The 15,158-nt window shown below is 72.4% G+C and carries 12 protein-coding genes; 4 read left to right on the forward strand and 8 right to left on the reverse strand.

The window, feature by feature from the left end:
• Nucleotides 1–500: 500 nt before the first annotated feature.
• The gene (locus tag ACWGIS_RS30730) at nt 501–656 is read right to left on the reverse strand and encodes a hypothetical protein (protein WP_453365746.1); all 156 of its coding nucleotides are present in this window, start codon (nt 654–656) and stop codon (nt 501–503) included.
• Nucleotides 657–895: 239 nt separating this feature from the next.
• On the opposite strand from ACWGIS_RS30730, the gene ACWGIS_RS30735 reads away from it, so the two are divergent.
• Nucleotides 896–1,819, forward strand: coding sequence for an LLM class F420-dependent oxidoreductase (locus ACWGIS_RS30735; RefSeq protein WP_453365747.1), 924 nt, complete (start codon nt 896–898; stop codon nt 1,817–1,819).
• Nucleotides 1,820–2,456: 637 nt separating this feature from the next.
• The gene (locus ACWGIS_RS30740; RefSeq protein ID WP_453365748.1) at nt 2,457–3,692 is read left to right on the forward strand and encodes an acyl-CoA dehydrogenase family protein; all 1,236 of its coding nucleotides are present in this window, start codon (nt 2,457–2,459) and stop codon (nt 3,690–3,692) included.
• Between the two features lie 408 nt (nt 3,693–4,100).
• Here the strand turns inward: ACWGIS_RS30740 and ACWGIS_RS30745 are convergent, their stop codons facing one another.
• The 5 genes from ACWGIS_RS30745 to ACWGIS_RS30765 are packed head-to-tail and all read right to left on the reverse strand — an operon-like array spanning nt 4,101 to nt 7,805.
• Entirely contained in the window at nt 4,101–4,691 is a 591-nt protein-coding gene (locus ACWGIS_RS30745) for a GAF domain-containing protein (RefSeq protein WP_453365749.1), read from the reverse strand.
• Between the two features lie 32 nt (nt 4,692–4,723).
• Nucleotides 4,724–5,326, reverse strand: a complete 603-nt coding sequence (locus tag ACWGIS_RS30750; RefSeq protein ID WP_453365750.1) for a GTP-binding protein — start codon at nt 5,324–5,326, stop codon at nt 4,724–4,726.
• Nucleotides 5,304–5,684: a DUF742 domain-containing protein gene (locus ACWGIS_RS30755; RefSeq protein ID WP_453365751.1), complete on the reverse strand. Its 381-nt coding sequence runs from the start codon at nt 5,682–5,684 to the stop codon at nt 5,304–5,306. The genes ACWGIS_RS30750 and ACWGIS_RS30755 overlap by 23 nt, the downstream gene beginning before the upstream one ends.
• Nucleotides 5,685–5,686: 2 nt before the next feature.
• Nucleotides 5,687–6,127: a roadblock/LC7 domain-containing protein gene (locus ACWGIS_RS30760; protein WP_453365752.1), complete on the reverse strand. Its 441-nt coding sequence runs from the start codon at nt 6,125–6,127 to the stop codon at nt 5,687–5,689.
• Between the two features lie 40 nt (nt 6,128–6,167).
• Nucleotides 6,168–7,805: an ATP-binding protein gene (locus ACWGIS_RS30765; RefSeq protein WP_453365753.1), complete on the reverse strand. Its 1,638-nt coding sequence runs from the start codon at nt 7,803–7,805 to the stop codon at nt 6,168–6,170.
• A gap of 671 nt (nt 7,806–8,476) precedes the next feature.
• Here ACWGIS_RS30765 and ACWGIS_RS30770 point away from each other — a divergent pair.
• Together ACWGIS_RS30770 and ACWGIS_RS30775 are read left to right on the forward strand one after the other, a co-directional pair.
• Complete coding sequence (locus tag ACWGIS_RS30770) at nt 8,477–10,060, forward strand: 3' terminal RNA ribose 2'-O-methyltransferase Hen1 (RefSeq protein ID WP_453365754.1); 1,584 nt, start codon at nt 8,477–8,479, stop codon at nt 10,058–10,060.
• A complete protein-coding gene (locus tag ACWGIS_RS30775; RefSeq protein WP_453365755.1) occupies nt 10,057–12,627 on the forward strand; it encodes a polynucleotide kinase-phosphatase in 2,571 nt (856 codons plus the stop codon). Before ACWGIS_RS30770 ends, ACWGIS_RS30775 begins: the two co-directional genes overlap by 4 nt.
• A gap of 515 nt (nt 12,628–13,142) precedes the next feature.
• Here ACWGIS_RS30775 and ACWGIS_RS30780 read toward each other — a convergent pair.
• Entirely contained in the window at nt 13,143–14,042 is a 900-nt protein-coding gene (locus tag ACWGIS_RS30780) for a hypothetical protein (protein ID WP_453365756.1), read from the reverse strand.
• Complete coding sequence (locus ACWGIS_RS30785; protein ID WP_453365757.1) at nt 14,039–15,082, reverse strand: SPFH domain-containing protein; 1,044 nt, start codon at nt 15,080–15,082, stop codon at nt 14,039–14,041. Before ACWGIS_RS30785 ends, ACWGIS_RS30780 begins: the two co-directional genes overlap by 4 nt.
• Between the last annotated feature and the right edge of the window lie 76 nt (nt 15,083–15,158).

Here is a 15,158-nt window from a genome sequence, read left to right on the forward strand (position 1 = left end):
GTGCGGTGCGGTGCGGTGCGGTGCGGTGCGGTGCGGTGCGGTGCGGTGCGGTGCGGTGCGGTGCGGTGCGGTGCGGTGCGGTGCGGTGCGGTGCGGTGCGGCGACCGGGCTGAGGTAGTCGTCTGTTGAACGGGGCTGGGGTACGGGGCCGGTGCCTGGGGCGTGAGGGCGTTCGCGGAGCGACGCGCTTAGGAATCGACGCGCTCTGGGGGTTCGAGGTGGCCTCGGGCGCGAGGGCGCCCCTGAGGGCGAGAGAGCCTTGGCGGTCCGGGTGCTGAGGGCTGGAGTGGAGCCGGGTCACGCCTGCGTCCCTGGCGCGTGATGCGCGGCGGAGCCTGGCGGGACCGTCTGGGGGCGGCGGTGGGGAGGGGTGGGGGAGGGGGGAGGGGCCCCCAGACAACAGCGATCAGCAACGACCCCATCCCCCCAGCATCCCGCTCCCGACCGCCTCCGAGTCCCCCGACCGCTCCAAGCCCCCCACTACTCTGGACTACCCCCGACTACTCCCCACTCGCCAGCCGCGTACCCGTCGACTGGAGGTGGGCGTCGACCTGGGAGAGGTGCGCGTTGAGTGCCGCCATCAGCTCCTCCATCTGCTGCAGGAGCCCCTTGGACGGGTCGGGAACCGCCTGCTGTGGCGCGGCTTCCTGGGACATGACGGCCTCCTCGGCCTGTGACCCCGGTGGGCGGGGCCGACGCGAGTGACGCACCGGCGACCGCCGGCGACGGGCGCCGGGCGGTCCGGCTCCGCCCGAGCCGACGATCACCGGTGGGCGGGGTCACTGGCGCGGATCGGGGCCGTGCCCGGAGCCGACGGGTTTTCACCCGACCGTGGGCGGGAGTGACCGGCGGGACCGGTGGGGTTGACGCAGGTCCGACCGTGCAGGATGGAGGTATGGATCTTCGCATCTTCACCGAGCCCCAGCAGGGCGCCACCTACGACACCCTTCTCACTGTCGCCAAGGCCACCGAAGACCTCGGCTTCGATGCCTTTTTCCGCTCCGACCACTACCTCCGCATGGGGGCGGCGGACGGTCTTCCGGGGCCGACGGACGCCTGGATCACGCTGGCCGGCCTCGCCCGGGAGACCCGGCGTATCCGGCTCGGCACGCTGATGACCGCGGGCACCTTCCGACTGCCGGGTGTGCTCGCCATCCAGGTCGCACAGGTGGACCAGATGTCGGGCGGCCGGATCGAACTGGGCCTGGGCGCGGGCTGGTTCGAGGAGGAGCACAAGGCGTACGGCATTCCGTTCCCGAAGGAGAAGTTCGCGCGCCTGGAGGAGCAGCTGGCGATCGTCACGGGTCTCTGGTCGACCGAGGTCGGCGCGACCTTCGACCACCACGGCACGTACTACGACCTCACGGACTCACCGGCGCTTCCCAAGCCGGCGCAGGCGAAGATTCCCGTGCTGATCGGCGGTCACGGTGCGACCCGTACGCCGCGGCTGGCGGCGCAGTACGCCGACGAGTTCAACATCCCGTTCGCGTCCGTGGAGGACAGCGAGCGGCAGTTCGGCCGGGTGCGGGCCGCCGCGGAGCGGGCCGGGCGCAGGGCCGACGACCTGGTGTACTCCAACGCGCTGGTGGCCTGCGTCGGCAAGGACGACCAGGAGGTGGCCCGTCGTGCCGCCGCGATCGGCCGTGACGTCGACGAGTTGAAGGCCAACGGTCTCGCGGGTTCCCCGGGCGAGGTGGTCGACAAGATCGGGCGGTACGCGGAGATCGGGGCGCGGCGTATCTACCTCCAGATCCTCGACCTCGACGACCTGGACCACCTCGAAGTCATCTCGGCGCAGGTGCAGTCGCAGCTGTCGTAGGGCTGTCGTAGGACCGCCGTTGGGCTTTCGTCGTCGCAGGGGCGCTGCCCGGGCACGGGTCGGCGCCCCTGCGACGGTGTGCGAGCCGTCTTTCCCGTGCGCCCGGCCTGAGCGTGCGAGCCGCTCGTCCCCTGCGCCCGCCCCCTGAGCAGCGCGTTCCCCGGTGGGGCACCGCCATCGTGCGGGCTCCGAAGAGGTCATGCATGCCCATGCGGGCCCCGGTGTATCCGTGCTCCCGGCACGTTGGCCGAAGTGTGCTGCCGGGGTCCCGGCGGCCGGTATGGGGGCGGCCGTTATCGGCCGGCGATAAGGTGACGGACCGCTCTGTTCCGCGGCTGACTGCCCGTGCGGCAATTGCCTGGTGGGCAGGCCCTCGTGAGGAGGCGAGGGGTCCGCTTCCTCTTGTGACACTTGGCTCTCGTTACTGTCCGTTCGTGAGCAACTTGTGCGCCACATCGCACATTCGCGTGCGCTTCGCAAGACGCAGAGTTTGAGTCAAAGAGCGCTGGCGATCTTGGCCGAGATGGATCGATAAGACGACAATCCTACGGACGGTCTGCCTGGAGGCGGAGAACCACTGCCCGAAGGACGTCCCTCCACACCCGACCGGTCGTGGGGGCAGCGCGAAGGAGGGGTTGTGCAGCGGTACTTCACCACGTCATGGCACGAGGATCTGCGGCGGCGCGTACGGGAGTTCGCCGAGCGAGAGGTGCGGCCCCGCATACCGGAGATGGAGGCGTCCCGGGTCGTGGCGCACGACGTGTCCCGGCTCATCGCCCGGGAGGGCTGGATCGGCGTCACCGTCGACAGGGCGTACGGCGGCATGGGGGCCGGTCACCTGGCCAAGACGATCATCATCGAGGAACTCGCCCGCGTCAGCGGTGCGATGGGCGCCATGGCGCAGGCGTCCCAGCTCGGCGTGGCCAAGATCATCCACTATGGCAACGATGTCCAGAAGGCCACCTGGCTGCCACGCATCGCCGCCGGCGACTGCCTCCCGACGATCGCGACCACCGAGGAGGAGTCCGGCGGGCACGTGCTCGCCATCCGCACCACCGCGGTGCGTGACGGCGACGACTACGTCATCAACGGGCACAAGGTGTTCGTCGGCAACTCCCATGTGGGTGACCTGCACGGCGTGATCGTCCGCACCGGTGAGGGGTCGCGGGGGCTGTCCGCGTTCCTCGTCGAGGCGGACAGACCGGGCTTCTCGCTCGCCGAACAGCAGCCCGCGATGGGGCTGCACGGCTTCAGTTTCGGCAAGCTGGTCTTCGAGGACTGCCGGGTGCCGGCGTCGAACCTGCTCGGCGCGGAGGGCGACGGGCTCGCGGTCGCCTACTCCTCCAGCGTGCTCTACGGCCGTCCCAACCTGACCGCGGTCTCCCTCGGCATCCACCAGGCGGTGGTCGAGGAGACCACCGCGCTGTGCATCGAACGCGAGCGCTACGGCGCCTCGCTCGGCAAGCTCAACAACATCAAGCTCAAGCTGGGCCGGATGCAGCACCGGCTGATGACCGCGCGGCTGGCCGCCTACCACGCCGTGCACCTGCTCGACCAGGGCAAATCCTGCGACGCGGAGCTGATGAACGCCAAGTACCTGAACGTCGAGTCGGCCATCGAGTCCGCCCGGGACGGCATGGAGATCCACGCCGCGAGCGGCCTGTTCACCGACCGCCCGATCGAGCGGTACCTGCGCGACGCGCACCACATCTACGCCCCCGCGGGCACCTCCGACATCCAGCTCCTGCGTCTGGGGGAGGTGGCGCTCGGCACGGCGAAGGGCGAGTGGTCCGAGCGGCTGGCCGACCTGGTGCGGCTCGGTCCGACGGACCACCTGGAAGAGGACGACCGGCTGGAGACGGCCGGCGTGTGAAAACGCGGGGAGCCACGGACACAGTGTCGTGCCCGCGGCTCCCGTCTCGGTCCCGCGCCGCCGCACCGCCGACGGAGGCGGCGCTCGACCCCGCCTGCTCCTGCAGCCGGTGCTCGGCTCCGGTTCCGCTGCCGCGTCCGACGGAGCCGACGGAGCCGGTGTTCAGCTCCGGTTCCGCTGCCGCGTCCGACGGAGCCGACGGAGCCGGTGTTCAGCTCCGGTTCCGCTGCCGCATCCGACGGAGCCGACGGAGCCGGTGTTCAGCTCCGGTTCCGCTCCCGCGTCTGACGGAGCCGACGAAGCGGGTGCTCAGCTCCCGCGGCACCCCTCCGTCTACGAGACCGCCGCACCCCCCCCGCTTACGAACCCGCCGCGCCCCTCCGTCCACGAACCCGCCGGACCAGGCCCTCAGACCCCGCCCCGCTCCTCCATCTGACGGAGCCGGTCGACCATCGCCTGGGCGTTGGCCTTGATGATCTCCAGGCCCTCGCGGCCCCACGGGCGGGTCTCCGGGGCGATCACGCAGATCGTGCCCAGGGCCATCCCTGAGTTCCAGTCGATCAGCGGCGCGCCGAGGTAGGAGCGGATGCCGATCTCGTCGACCACGGGGTTGCCGGCGAACCGGGGGTAGTCGCAGACGTCTTCCAGCACCAGGGCCTTGCGGCGCACGACGACGTGCGGGCACCAGCCGTGGTCGCGGGCCATCACCCGGCTCGTGCCGCCCTGCTGCGGCTCCAGCTCGACGCCCGGCTGGTCGTCGGCGGGCGTGTAGAGGCCGGCGAAGAACTGGCGGTTCTCGTCGATGAAGTTGACCATCGCGTACGGCGCGTTGAGGGTACGGGCCAGGTTGCGGGCGAACTCGTCGAACTCGGGCACCGGGGCGTTGCCGATACCGAGTTCGCGCAGCCGGGCCACCCGGGCCGGGGCGTCCTTGTCCTCGGGCGTCACCAGCATCTGGCCGGTCGGGTCGTACTGCGTGTAGGGAACAGGCGCGGACATTGCAGGCTCCATTCGGGGGCGCTGAGCGTGCGTCAGTGCAGGGGGGTGGGCTCGGCGGCCGTCAGGCCGGGAGCCGAGGTGAGCAGGTGCTCGACGAGTGCGATCAGTACGCGGGTGCTGGAGTTGCACTGCCGGGCGTCGCACATGACCACGGGGATGTGCGGTTTGAGGTCGAGTGCGGCGCGGATCTCGTCGGGTTCGTAGAGGTAGGCGCCGTCGAACTCGTTGACGGCGACGACGAAGGAGATGCCGCGCCGTTCGAAGAAGTCGACGGCGGCGAAGCAGTCCTGGAGGCGCCGGGTGTCCGCGAGGACCACGGCTCCCAGCGCGCCGTTGGACAGTTCGTCCCACATGAACCAGAACCGTTCCTGCCCCGGGGTGCCGAAGAGGTACAGCACCTGGTCCGGGCTCAGGGTGATGCGGCCGAAGTCCATGGCGACGGTGGTCGTCGTCTTGTCCTCGATGCCGACCAGGCTGTCGGTGCGGGCGCTGACCTGGGTCAGCAGTTCCTCGGTGCTCAGCGGCGCGATCTCGCTGACCGCTCCGACGAAGGTGGTCTTGCCGACCCCGAATCCTCCGGCGATGAGGATCTTGAGGGCGGTGGGGAAGGGGTCAGAGCCGCTTGCGTAGGCCATGCAGCACCGCCTCCAGGAGGTTTCGGTCGGTCGGGGAGGCCGCCTCGATGGGACGGGGCGCCCGGGTGGTGAGCGCCTTGTGCGTGACGAGGTCGGACAGCAGGACTTTGGTGATGACGGCCGGCAGCCGCATGTGGGCAGCCACCTCCGCCACGGAGAGGGGGTGGCCGCCGCACAGGCTGAGGACCTGGTCGTAGTCGGGTCCCAGGTAGGTGTCGGGCCTGGTGCCGGTGGCCATGACGAGGGTCAGCAGATCGAAGTGTGCGGTGGGACGGGTGCGTCCGTTGCTGACGGCGTACGGCCGGACTAATCGTCCGGCCTCGTCGTCGAGCCACGAGTCGTCCTGCGCGTCCGACATGCTCAGCGCCCCGCGTCACGCGGCACGTGCGGCCCCTGCTGCTGCCGCGGAGCCGTGACGAGGTACGGCCGGACGCTCTTGACCAGCATGGCCATCTCGTAGCCGAGGACGGCCGCGTCGGCCTCCCGGCCGGCCAGGACCGCGAGGACGGCGCCGGAGCCCGCCGAGGACACGAAGAGGAGGGAGGTGTTGAGCTCCACCACCACCTGGCGCACCTCGCCGCCGCCGTCGAAGCGGTGGCCGGCGCCGCGGCCGAGCGAGTACAGGCCGGACGCCACGGCGGCCATGTGGTCGGCCTCGTCGGCGTCGAGTCCGTACACGGCCTTCTTCAGCCCGTCGGACGACAGCAGCAGTGCGCTGCGGGTGTTGGGGACCTTCTCGACGAGGCCCTGCAGGAGCCAGTCGAGGTTCTGGTTCGAGCTGGTACGGGTGTCGCTCACCATGGTGGTGCTCTTTCTCCTTGGGGGGTGAGTACGGGGCCTGTCAGCGAGAGGTGCCGGCGGGGTCCTCGTCCGACACGGCGTCGGCGAGGCTGACCCCTCTCTGGAACGCGGCCATCAGTCCCGGGTCGTGCTCGCCTTCCGGCATGCCCCCCGACATGCGTGCGGTGGGCGCGTCCCGGAGCTCCGGGGCCAGGTGCTCCTGCGCTCTGCGCTGCGGCAGCGCCGGCCGTCCGGTGCGGCGGTCGTCGCTGTCGTACGGGCCTGGTACGTGGGGTGACGGGCTGTGCTGCTGCGGGGTGTACAGCTGCGGGGGAGCGGGGTGGTGCTGCTGAGGGGTGTACGGCTGCGGGGTGTATTGGGCCTGCGGGGTGTACTGGCCCTGCGGGGGCGGCGGGGCGGCGGCCGCGTGCTGCGGCTGCGCGGAGCGCTGGGGCAGCTGGGCGTGGGTCATGGGCTGCGCGGTGTCCAGCGGCGGAGGCGTGTACCGGGCCTCGGGGGCGGCCTGGACGGCCTGGGGCTGCGGCTGGGCGGCGTGCGCCGGGCGGGGTGTCTCGTGGGAGGCGTGCGGCGGCGGGGTGTCGTCGCCGATGAGGCCGACGGGCAGGACGAGGATCGCCTGGATGCCGCCGTAGATGTTGCCCTGGATCCGCACCACGATGCCGTGCCGGCGGGCCAGCGCGGAGACCACGTACAGGCCGATGCGGCCGTCCGCGAGCAGCTTGCTGATGTCGATGCGGTCGGGGTTGGCGAGCAGGGCGTTGATCCGGTCCTGCTCCTCCTGGGACATGCCGAGGCCGCGGTCCTCGACCTCGACGGCGATGCCCGCGGTCACCCGCTGGGCGCGCAGCAGCACCTGGGTGCTGGGGTCGGAGAAGGCGGTGGCGTTCTCGACGAGTTCGGCGAGGAGGTGGATGACGTCGGCGACGGCGTGCCCGCGCAGCGAGCCCTCCAGCGGCGGGACGAGCTTGACGCGGGAGTAGTGCTCGACCTCGGCGATGGAGGACCGCAGCACCTCCATCATCTTGACCGGCTTGGTCCACTGGCGGCGGGAGACCGAGCCGCCGAGGACGGCGACGTTCTCTGCGTGGCGGCGGATGCGGGTCGCCAGGTGGTCGACCTGGAAGAGGCCCTTGAGGAGTTCGGGGTCCTCGACCTCGTTCTCCAGGTTGTCGAGCATGTTGATCTGGCGGTGGACCAGGCTCTGGAGGCGGCGGGCGAGGTTGACGAAGACCTCGACCCGCTCCTCGCTGTCCGTGGGCACGGCGTTGTGTGCCGCCTGGGCCAGCGCGGCGCGGGTGTGCCACACGCTGACCGACAGGTCGTGGGCGAGGCGGCCGACGGGGTCGTTGGCGTCGGAGAGCGGGGCCGGCTCCTCGAAGTGCGGCAGTTCCACGGGTTCGCCGGTGGCGAGCCGGCGTGCCGTCTCCTGCACTTCGGCGAGGCCCTGCCCCACCTGGCGGCGCAGGGCGGCGGCGTGCCGTTCGGCGATCAGGCGGGTGTCGGTGGCGCTCTGGTGTGCGGAGTGCCGGACGTGGGCGGCCGCCGCGCGTGCGGCGAGCGCGAGGACACCGCACCCGAGGACGGCGACGCCGGCGAGTACGCCCCAGGTGGCGGCGTCGGCCGAACCGGACTGCGCGAGCAGCACGTAGAGGACGGCGGCCGCGGCGAGCACCGCCATGAGGGCGGCGGGGAGGACCGCGAGGCGGATCGCGCGGGAGCGGGCCGCGCGTTCGCTCTCCCCGCCCCGCGCGGGGGGCCCGCCGTGCCTGTTTCGTGCCGAATTCGCGGCGGTCGTCCGACCGGGATCCGAGCGCACTGCATATGTCGGGGATTCAGACATCGGAGTCCTCTCGGTCGGCGCGGGGGGTACACGGGGGTACGCCGTCGTCCGACCGTCAACTCGGGTACACGGACAGGCAGTTAATAGCACCGCCACCCTACGCCACTGTCATCAATGCGCCGTACACGCAGGATGGTGCAGAACGCCACGAAACGGTCGTTGCGAGCTGTGGAAGCGGGTAGTGGCCGTCTACACGGGGTGACACCGGCCTATGCCCGCGAAGCGTCTACGCCACCAATAGACGCATTTGCGACGTGCTGCGGCCCGCCGATATGCCGCCGATCGCCCGCCGGCGGCCCGTCGTCGGCGCGGCGGACCGGTGGCACGAAAAATCCCCGAGGATACCGCGGGGGTCCCCTGTAAGTTGAGCGGGCGCGCCGGGCCGTGACCGACGGCGCGCCCTTCCCTGGCTGCGGTTCACCGCGGCCCGCGCGTGCGCACACCGGGTGCGCGGCCCCGGTCCGTCCCGACGGACCGCGGTACAGAAAACGTTTCGAGGCCTACCCACCGTGTTCCTGACGATCAGTACCACCGGCACCCCAGAGCGTCCCGCGACCGACCTCGGCTACCTGCTGCACAAGCATCCCGACAAGGCGCAGGCGTTCTCCACCTCCTACGGCAGGGCGCACGTCCTCTACCCCGAGGCGTCCGTCCAGCGCTGCACGGCCGCGCTGCTGCTGGAGGTGGACACGGTGGCGCTGGTGCGCCGGGGCAAGGGCAAGGGACGCGGCGGCGCCCCCGACGCGGCGCTCGCGCAGTACGTCAACGACCGCCCGTACGCGGCCTCCTCGCTGCTCGCCGTCGCGCTCAGTGCCGTCTTCAGCAGCGCCATGAAGGGCCAGTGCAACGCCAGGCCGGACCTGCCGGGACGGCCGCTGCCCCTGCGGATCGAGGTGCCCGCGCTGCCCGCCCGAGGCGGCGCCGGCCTCGTGCGCCGGCTGTTCGAGCCGCTCGGCTGGACGGTGACCGTGGACGCCGTGCCGCTGGACACCCAGTTCCCCGAGTGGGGCGACTCCCGCTACGTACGCCTGGTGCTGGAGTCCGAGGAGGGCCCGACGCTCGCCGAGGCGCTGCGCCACCTCTACGTCCTGCTCCCGGTGCTCGACGACGCCAAGCACTACTGGGTGGCCCCCGACGAGGTCGACAAGCTCCTCCGGGCCGGCGACGGCTGGCTCCCGGACCACCCCGAACAGCACCTGATCACCAGCCGGTACCTCTCCCGCCGCTGGTCGCTCACGCGCGAGGCCCGCGAGCGCCTGGAGCTCGTGCGGCTCGCGGAGGCCGACGACAGCGCCGTCGAGGAGATCGACAACGCGGTCGAGGACCGCGGCGACCCCGGTGCCGGGGAACCGGGCACGGACGCCGGGACGGACACGGCCGGGGACGTGGCCGGTGACGCCGCGGAGCCCGCGACCTCCGACGAGGACAAGGCCGTTCCGCTCGCCGTGCGGCGGCGCGACGCGATCCTCGCCGCGCTGCGGGACTCCGGTGCCGGACGCGTCCTCGATCTCGGCTGCGGACAGGGGCAGTTGGTGCAGGCCCTGCTCAAGGACCCCCGGTACACCGAGATCGTCGGCGTCGACGTGTCGATGCGGGCGCTCACCATCGCCGCGCGCCGGCTCAAACTGGAGCGCCTCGGGGAGCGGCAGGCCGCACGCGTCAAGCTCGTGCAGGGCTCTCTCGCCTACACCGACAAGCGGCTCAAGGGCTACGACGCCGCCGTGCTGAGCGAGGTGATCGAGCACCTCGACCTGCCCCGGCTGCCCGCCCTGGAGTACGCCGTCTTCGGCTCCGCGCGCCCGAGGACCGTCCTGGTGACGACGCCGAACGTCGAGTACAACGTCCGCTGGGAGAGCCTCCCGGCCGGTCACTCCCGGCACGGCGACCACCGCTTCGAATGGAACCGCGAGGAGTTCCGCGCCTGGGCCCGCGCGGTCGCCGAACGGCACGCCTACGACGTGGAGTTCGCACCCGTCGGCCCCGACGACCCCGAGGTCGGGCCCCCGACCCAGATGGCCGTGTTCACCCTGCGCGCCACCCCGCACGACAAGCCGGCGAAGACCCCGGTCACGAAGGAGGAGAAGGCCGCATGACGAACGAGACCAGCACGGCACGCACCCTGCCCGTCACCGACCTCTCCCTCGTGGTGCTGATCGGCGCGTCCGGCTCCGGCAAGTCGACGTTCGCCCGCAGGCACTTCAAGCCGACCGAGGTGATATCGAGTGACTTCTGCCGCGGCCTCGTCGCCGACGACGAGAACGACCAGAGCGCCAGCCGCGACGCCTTCGACGTACTCCACTACATCGCGGGCAAGCGCCTGGCGAGCGGCCGGCGCACCGTCGTCGACGCGACCAGCGTGCAGCAGGAGAGCCGCCGGCAGCTCATCGACCTCGCGAGGGAGCACGACGTGCTGCCCATCGCCATCGTGCTCGACGTGCCCGAGGACGTCTGCGCCGAACGCAACGCGGCCCGCAGCGACCGGGCCGGCATGCCGCGCCGCGTCATCCAGCGCCACACCCGCGAACTCCGCCGCTCCCTCAAGCACTTGGAGCGCGAGGGATTTCGCAAGGTGCACGTCCTGCGCGGCGTCGAGGAGATCGAGAACGCCGAGGTCCGCACGGAGAAGCGGTACAACGACCTGACCCACCTCACCGGACCGTTCGACATCGTCGGCGACATCCACGGCTGCGCCTCCGAGCTGGAGACGCTGCTCACGAAGCTCGGTTACGTCGACGGCTCGCACCCCGAGGGACGTACCGCCGTCTTCGTCGGCGACCTGGTCGACCGCGGCCCGGACACCCCCGGGGTCCTGCGCCGCGTGATGTCCATGGTCGCGTCCGGCGACGCCCTCTGCGTGCCGGGCAACCACGAGAACAAGTACGGACGTCACCTCAAGGGCCGCAAGGTCCAGCACACGCACGGCCTCGCCGAGACGATCGAGCAGATGGCGGGGGAGAGCGAGGAGTTCGAGCGGCAGGTGCGGGAGTTCCTCGACGGACTCGTCAGCCACTACGTCCTGGACGGCGGCCGCCTCGTCGTCTGCCACGCCGGACTGCCCGAGAAGTACCACGGGCGTACGTCGGGACGGGTGCGGTCGCACGCCCTGTACGGCGAGACGACCGGTGAGACGGACGAGTTCGGCCTGCCCGTGCGCTACCCGTGGGCGGAGGACTACCGCGGCAGCGCGGCCGTCGTCTACGGCCACACCCCGGTCCCCACGGCCACCTGGCTGAACAACACCATCTGCCTCGACACCGGTGCCGTGTTCGGCGGCAGGCTCACCGCGCTGCGCTGGCCCGAGCGCGAACTGGTCGACGTACCCGCCGAGCGGGTCTGGTACGAGCCCGCACGCCCGCTGGCCTCCGAGGCGCCCGGCGGGCACGAGGGCCGGCCGCTCGACCTCGCGGACGTGCACGGACGGCGGGTCGTGGAGACCCGGCACGCCGGACGGGTGTCCGTCCGCGAGGAGAACGCCGCCGCGGCGCTCGAGGTGATGAGCCGCTTCGCCATCGACCCGCGGCTGCTCCCGTACCTGCCGCCCACCATGGCACCGACCGCGGCCTCGCACGCCGACGGCTACCTGGAGCACCCCGCCGAGGCGTTCGCGCAGTACCGCGAGGACGGGGTCGAGCGGGTCGTGTGCGAGGAGAAGCACATGGGCTCCCGGGCGGTCGCCCTGGTCTGCCGCGACGCGGAGGCCGCCCGCGAGCGGTTCGGCGTGGGCGCGGGCCCGCGCCCGGACGGCGGCGAGGGCCCCACGGGCGCCCTCTACACGCGCACCGGACGGCCCTTCTTCGACGACGCCGCGGTGACCGAGGAGATCCTCGGCCGGCTGCGGACCGCCGCCGACGAGGCGGGACTGTGGAAGGACCTGGACACCGACTGGCTGCTGCTGGACGCCGAGCTGATGCCGTGGTCGCTGAAGGCGTCCGGGCTGCTGCGGACGCAGTACGCGGCCGTCGGTGCCGCGTCCGGCGCGGTGTTCCCGGGCGCGCTCGCCGCGCTCGAAGGGGCGGCGGCGCGCGGTGTCGACGTCCACGACCTGCTGGCCGGGCAGCGTGAACGGGCCGCGGACGCGGCGGCGTTCACGGACGCCTACCGGCGGTACTGCTGGACCACGGACGGTCTGGAGGGCGTGCGTCTCGCCCCCTTCCAGATCCTCGCCGTCCAGGGCCGCAGCCTCGCCGCCCTGCCGCACGACGAGCAGCTCGCGCTGATCGACCGGCTCGTGGAGCACGACGGGAGCGGCCTGCTCCAGACCACCCGCCGGCTGTACGTGGACACGGGCGACGCGGACTCCGTGCGGGCCGGCGTCGACTGGTGGCTGGAGATGACCGGGCGGGGCGGTGAGGGCATGGTCGTCAAACCCCTCCAGGCCCTGGTGCGGTCGCCGCAGGGGCGGCTGGTGCAGCCCGGCATCAAGTGCCGGGGACGCGAGTACCTGCGGATCATCTACGGCGCCGAGTACACGCGGCCCGAGAACCTCGCGCGGCTGCGCGGACGCTTCCTGAACCACAAGCGGTCGCTGGCGATCCGGGAGTACGCGCTGGGCCTCGAGGCGCTGGACCGGCTCGCCGACGGGGAGCCGTTGTGGCGGGTGCACGAGGCGGTGTTCGGGGTGCTGGCGCTGGAGTCGGAGCCGGTGGATCCCCGTCTCTGACGGGAACGTGTCCCCGGCGCCCGGGTGGGCGCCCCGCGCTCTCCCGCGCCGGAGTTCCGTCGCCGCCCGCACCAACGGACCCACGGAGCCGGGGTCGTTCCTGACCCCGGCTCCGCGCGACCCCGGCCCCCGTCCCGGATCCGCACCCCGGCCCCGCTCAGGACGTGAACGCCAACCCCGTTCGGGATCTCAACCGGCGGCTCCCGTCCCGCCGTGGGGCTCCGCCCCAGACCCCGCTCCTCAAGCGCCGGAGGGGCTGATTTCTTCCGCCTCCTGGGCTGGAGGGGTGACGCGTCTTCGCTGGGCCGTGAGGCTGGGCCGTCTTTCCGGTTGACCCCCGTCTCCCGTCCCGCCATGGGGCTCCGCCCCAGACCCCGCTCCTCAAGCGCCGGAGGGGCTGATTTCCGCCTCCTGGGCTGGAGGGGCTGATTTTTCCCGCCCCCTGGGCTGGAGGGGCTGTTCGTCCCGCCCCCTGCGCCGGAAGGGCTGATTCTTCCCCCGGGCTGGACGTCCCCCTACCCCACCAGCCGTAGCCGTGTCTCCGCCACGCCCAGCCGTACCGTCTGGCCCCAGGTCAGTTGGAGGGCGTCGTTCTCCATTCCGTCGCCGAAGGCGATGAGGCGGTCGGACTCGACGGTGAGGTGGAGACGGGACCCGCCGGCGAGGCCGCCGGAGACGAGCGACGTGCCGGTGACCGGCGACGGCCAGGCCTCGCGGACGAACCACAGCAACCGCTCCTCCGTGGGCCCCGGCAGCGGAAGACCGGCGCCGCGCTCCTGCCACACGGACCGCAGCCACCCGGTGGCCCCCGTGCCCGTGCCGACCAGGACCCCGGAGGAGGCCTGGGGCTCGACGGCACCCCTGTCGCCGTCGAGCCCCAGCCGGTAGCGGGCCGTCTGATGGCCCGCGGCTCCCAGGTAGATCTCGTTCAGCGCGACCAGGCGCTGCGTGTCGTCGGCCACCGCCTCGACCATCGTGAGGTCGTCGCTCCGCCCGGCACGGGCCGGCACGGAGGCGAGCAACGCGCCCGCGTCGCGCGGCCGGTGGCGCACCAGCACCGCCGGGTTGCGTCCCGGATCGGCGTCGATGCCGATGACGGGCTGCCCCGTCAGGTACTTGGCGACGTTCGCCACCAGCCCGTCCTGACCGACGACGACCACGACGTCCTCGGGGCCGAAGAGGAAGCGGTCCAAGTCCGCTCGTTCAAGATGGGCCTGACGCCACGTCAGTGGCACGGCGGCGGCGACCTCCGCGAGCGCCTCGCGCGTACGCCGGTGCCGGTCGGCGACCTCCGCGATGTCGCGTCCCCGTGACGCGAGGAAGAAGGCGGCCTGGCCGTGCGTGCCGTGCCGGGCCACCAACTCCTCGTACTCCGTGGTGCGGTGCACCAGCACGGCCCGGGGTGCGAGACTCACGCCGGTTCCCCCGAGGTGCCGCCCAGCCTGGCCAGCAGCCCCGTCAGCACGTCCGGTGACACCGTGACGCTGTCGATACGGGGCAGGTTCTCCGCCAGCCGGCTGCCCGTGAGGGCGTGCAGCGTCGCGACGTCCGCGTCCCCGTGTACCCGCAGCCACGCGGCCTGCGCCTCGGCCCGCGCCTCGCCGACCTCCCGCGCGGCCTGGGCCTCCGCCCCGGCCAGCCGGACGGTCCGCGCCGCCTCCGCCTCGGCCAGGCGCACCGTCCGTGCCGCCTCCGCCGTGGCCCGCACGGCGTCCGCCGCCGCGTGCTCCTCGGCCTCGCGCCGCGCGTTCGTGCCCCGCTGGTCGACCAACTGCTCCTCGCGGCGCGCGAGTTCGATCTGGCTGGCCAGTTCGTTCTCGGCGATCGCCCGCTCCCGCTCGACGGCCACGGCCCGCCGCTCGTACGTCGCCTTGTCGGCGTCCTGCTGGATCTGCTCCCGCGCCGGTGTGCGCAGCGCCCGTTCCACCTCGGGCTCGGGGCGCAGCGCCACGACGCGTACGGCGACCACCTCGATCCCGGTCGCCGGCAGCCGGGGCTCCGCGGCGAGCGCGCCGGCGACCCGCTCGCGCACCGCGGCCACCCCGTCCACCAGGGCCGACGCCAGCGGCGTACGCGCCAGCACGTCCAGCGCGTGCTGCTGCGCCGTCTCCGTGAGCAGGGTCCCGAGCTGTTCGAGGGGCGCGCCGCGCCAGACGCCCGTGTCGGGGTCGATGGAGAAGTCGAGGCGGGCGGCGGCGAGCGCGGGGTCGCTGATCCGGTAGGTGACCGTCGCCTGGACCGCCACGTCCTGGAAGTCGGACGTACGGGCGTGGAAGGTCATCGCCAGCTCGCGGTCGTCCACCGGGACCTCGGAGAGGGCGGCGCTCAGCGCGCGGTACCAGAAGCTCAGCCCCGGCCCGTCGTGCACGAGCCGCCCCGACCGGTGGTGCCGCACATGCGTGGTCGGCGCACCGCGCAGGTGGCGCCAGCCCAGGCGCCGGGTGATGTCGGCCATCGTCACAACCCCCTCGTCGCCGGACGGGGTTCGTGCCCCCGCCCGTTGTCGTCAGTAAGACGATAAGCGGCGGGGC

This window comes from Streptomyces sp. NPDC054842 (assembly GCF_053611025.1).

Excerpts from the sequence above, each read along its gene's own strand:
- ACWGIS_RS30785 (WP_453365757.1), bottom strand. The coding sequence starts at position 15,082 with ATGGCCGACATCACCCGGCGCCTGGGCTGGCGCCACCTGCGCGGTGCG.
- ACWGIS_RS30730 (WP_453365746.1), bottom strand. The coding sequence starts at position 656 with ATGTCCCAGGAAGCCGCGCCACAGCAGGCGGTTCCCGACCCGTCCAAG.
- ACWGIS_RS30745 (WP_453365749.1), bottom strand. The coding sequence starts at position 4,691 with ATGTCCGCGCCTGTTCCCTACACGCAGTACGACCCGACCGGCCAGATG.
- ACWGIS_RS30750 (WP_453365750.1), bottom strand. The coding sequence starts at position 5,326 with ATGGCCTACGCAAGCGGCTCTGACCCCTTCCCCACCGCCCTCAAGATC.
- ACWGIS_RS30760 (WP_453365752.1), bottom strand. The coding sequence starts at position 6,127 with ATGGTGAGCGACACCCGTACCAGCTCGAACCAGAACCTCGACTGGCTC.
- ACWGIS_RS30755 (WP_453365751.1), bottom strand. The coding sequence starts at position 5,684 with ATGTCGGACGCGCAGGACGACTCGTGGCTCGACGACGAGGCCGGACGA.
- ACWGIS_RS30775 (WP_453365755.1), top strand. The coding sequence starts at position 10,057 with ATGACGAACGAGACCAGCACGGCACGCACCCTGCCCGTCACCGACCTC.
- ACWGIS_RS30765 (WP_453365753.1), bottom strand. The coding sequence starts at position 7,805 with ATGGCGGTGCTCGCCGCGGCCGCCGTCCTCTACGTGCTGCTCGCGCAG.
- ACWGIS_RS30735 (WP_453365747.1), top strand. The coding sequence starts at position 896 with ATGGATCTTCGCATCTTCACCGAGCCCCAGCAGGGCGCCACCTACGAC.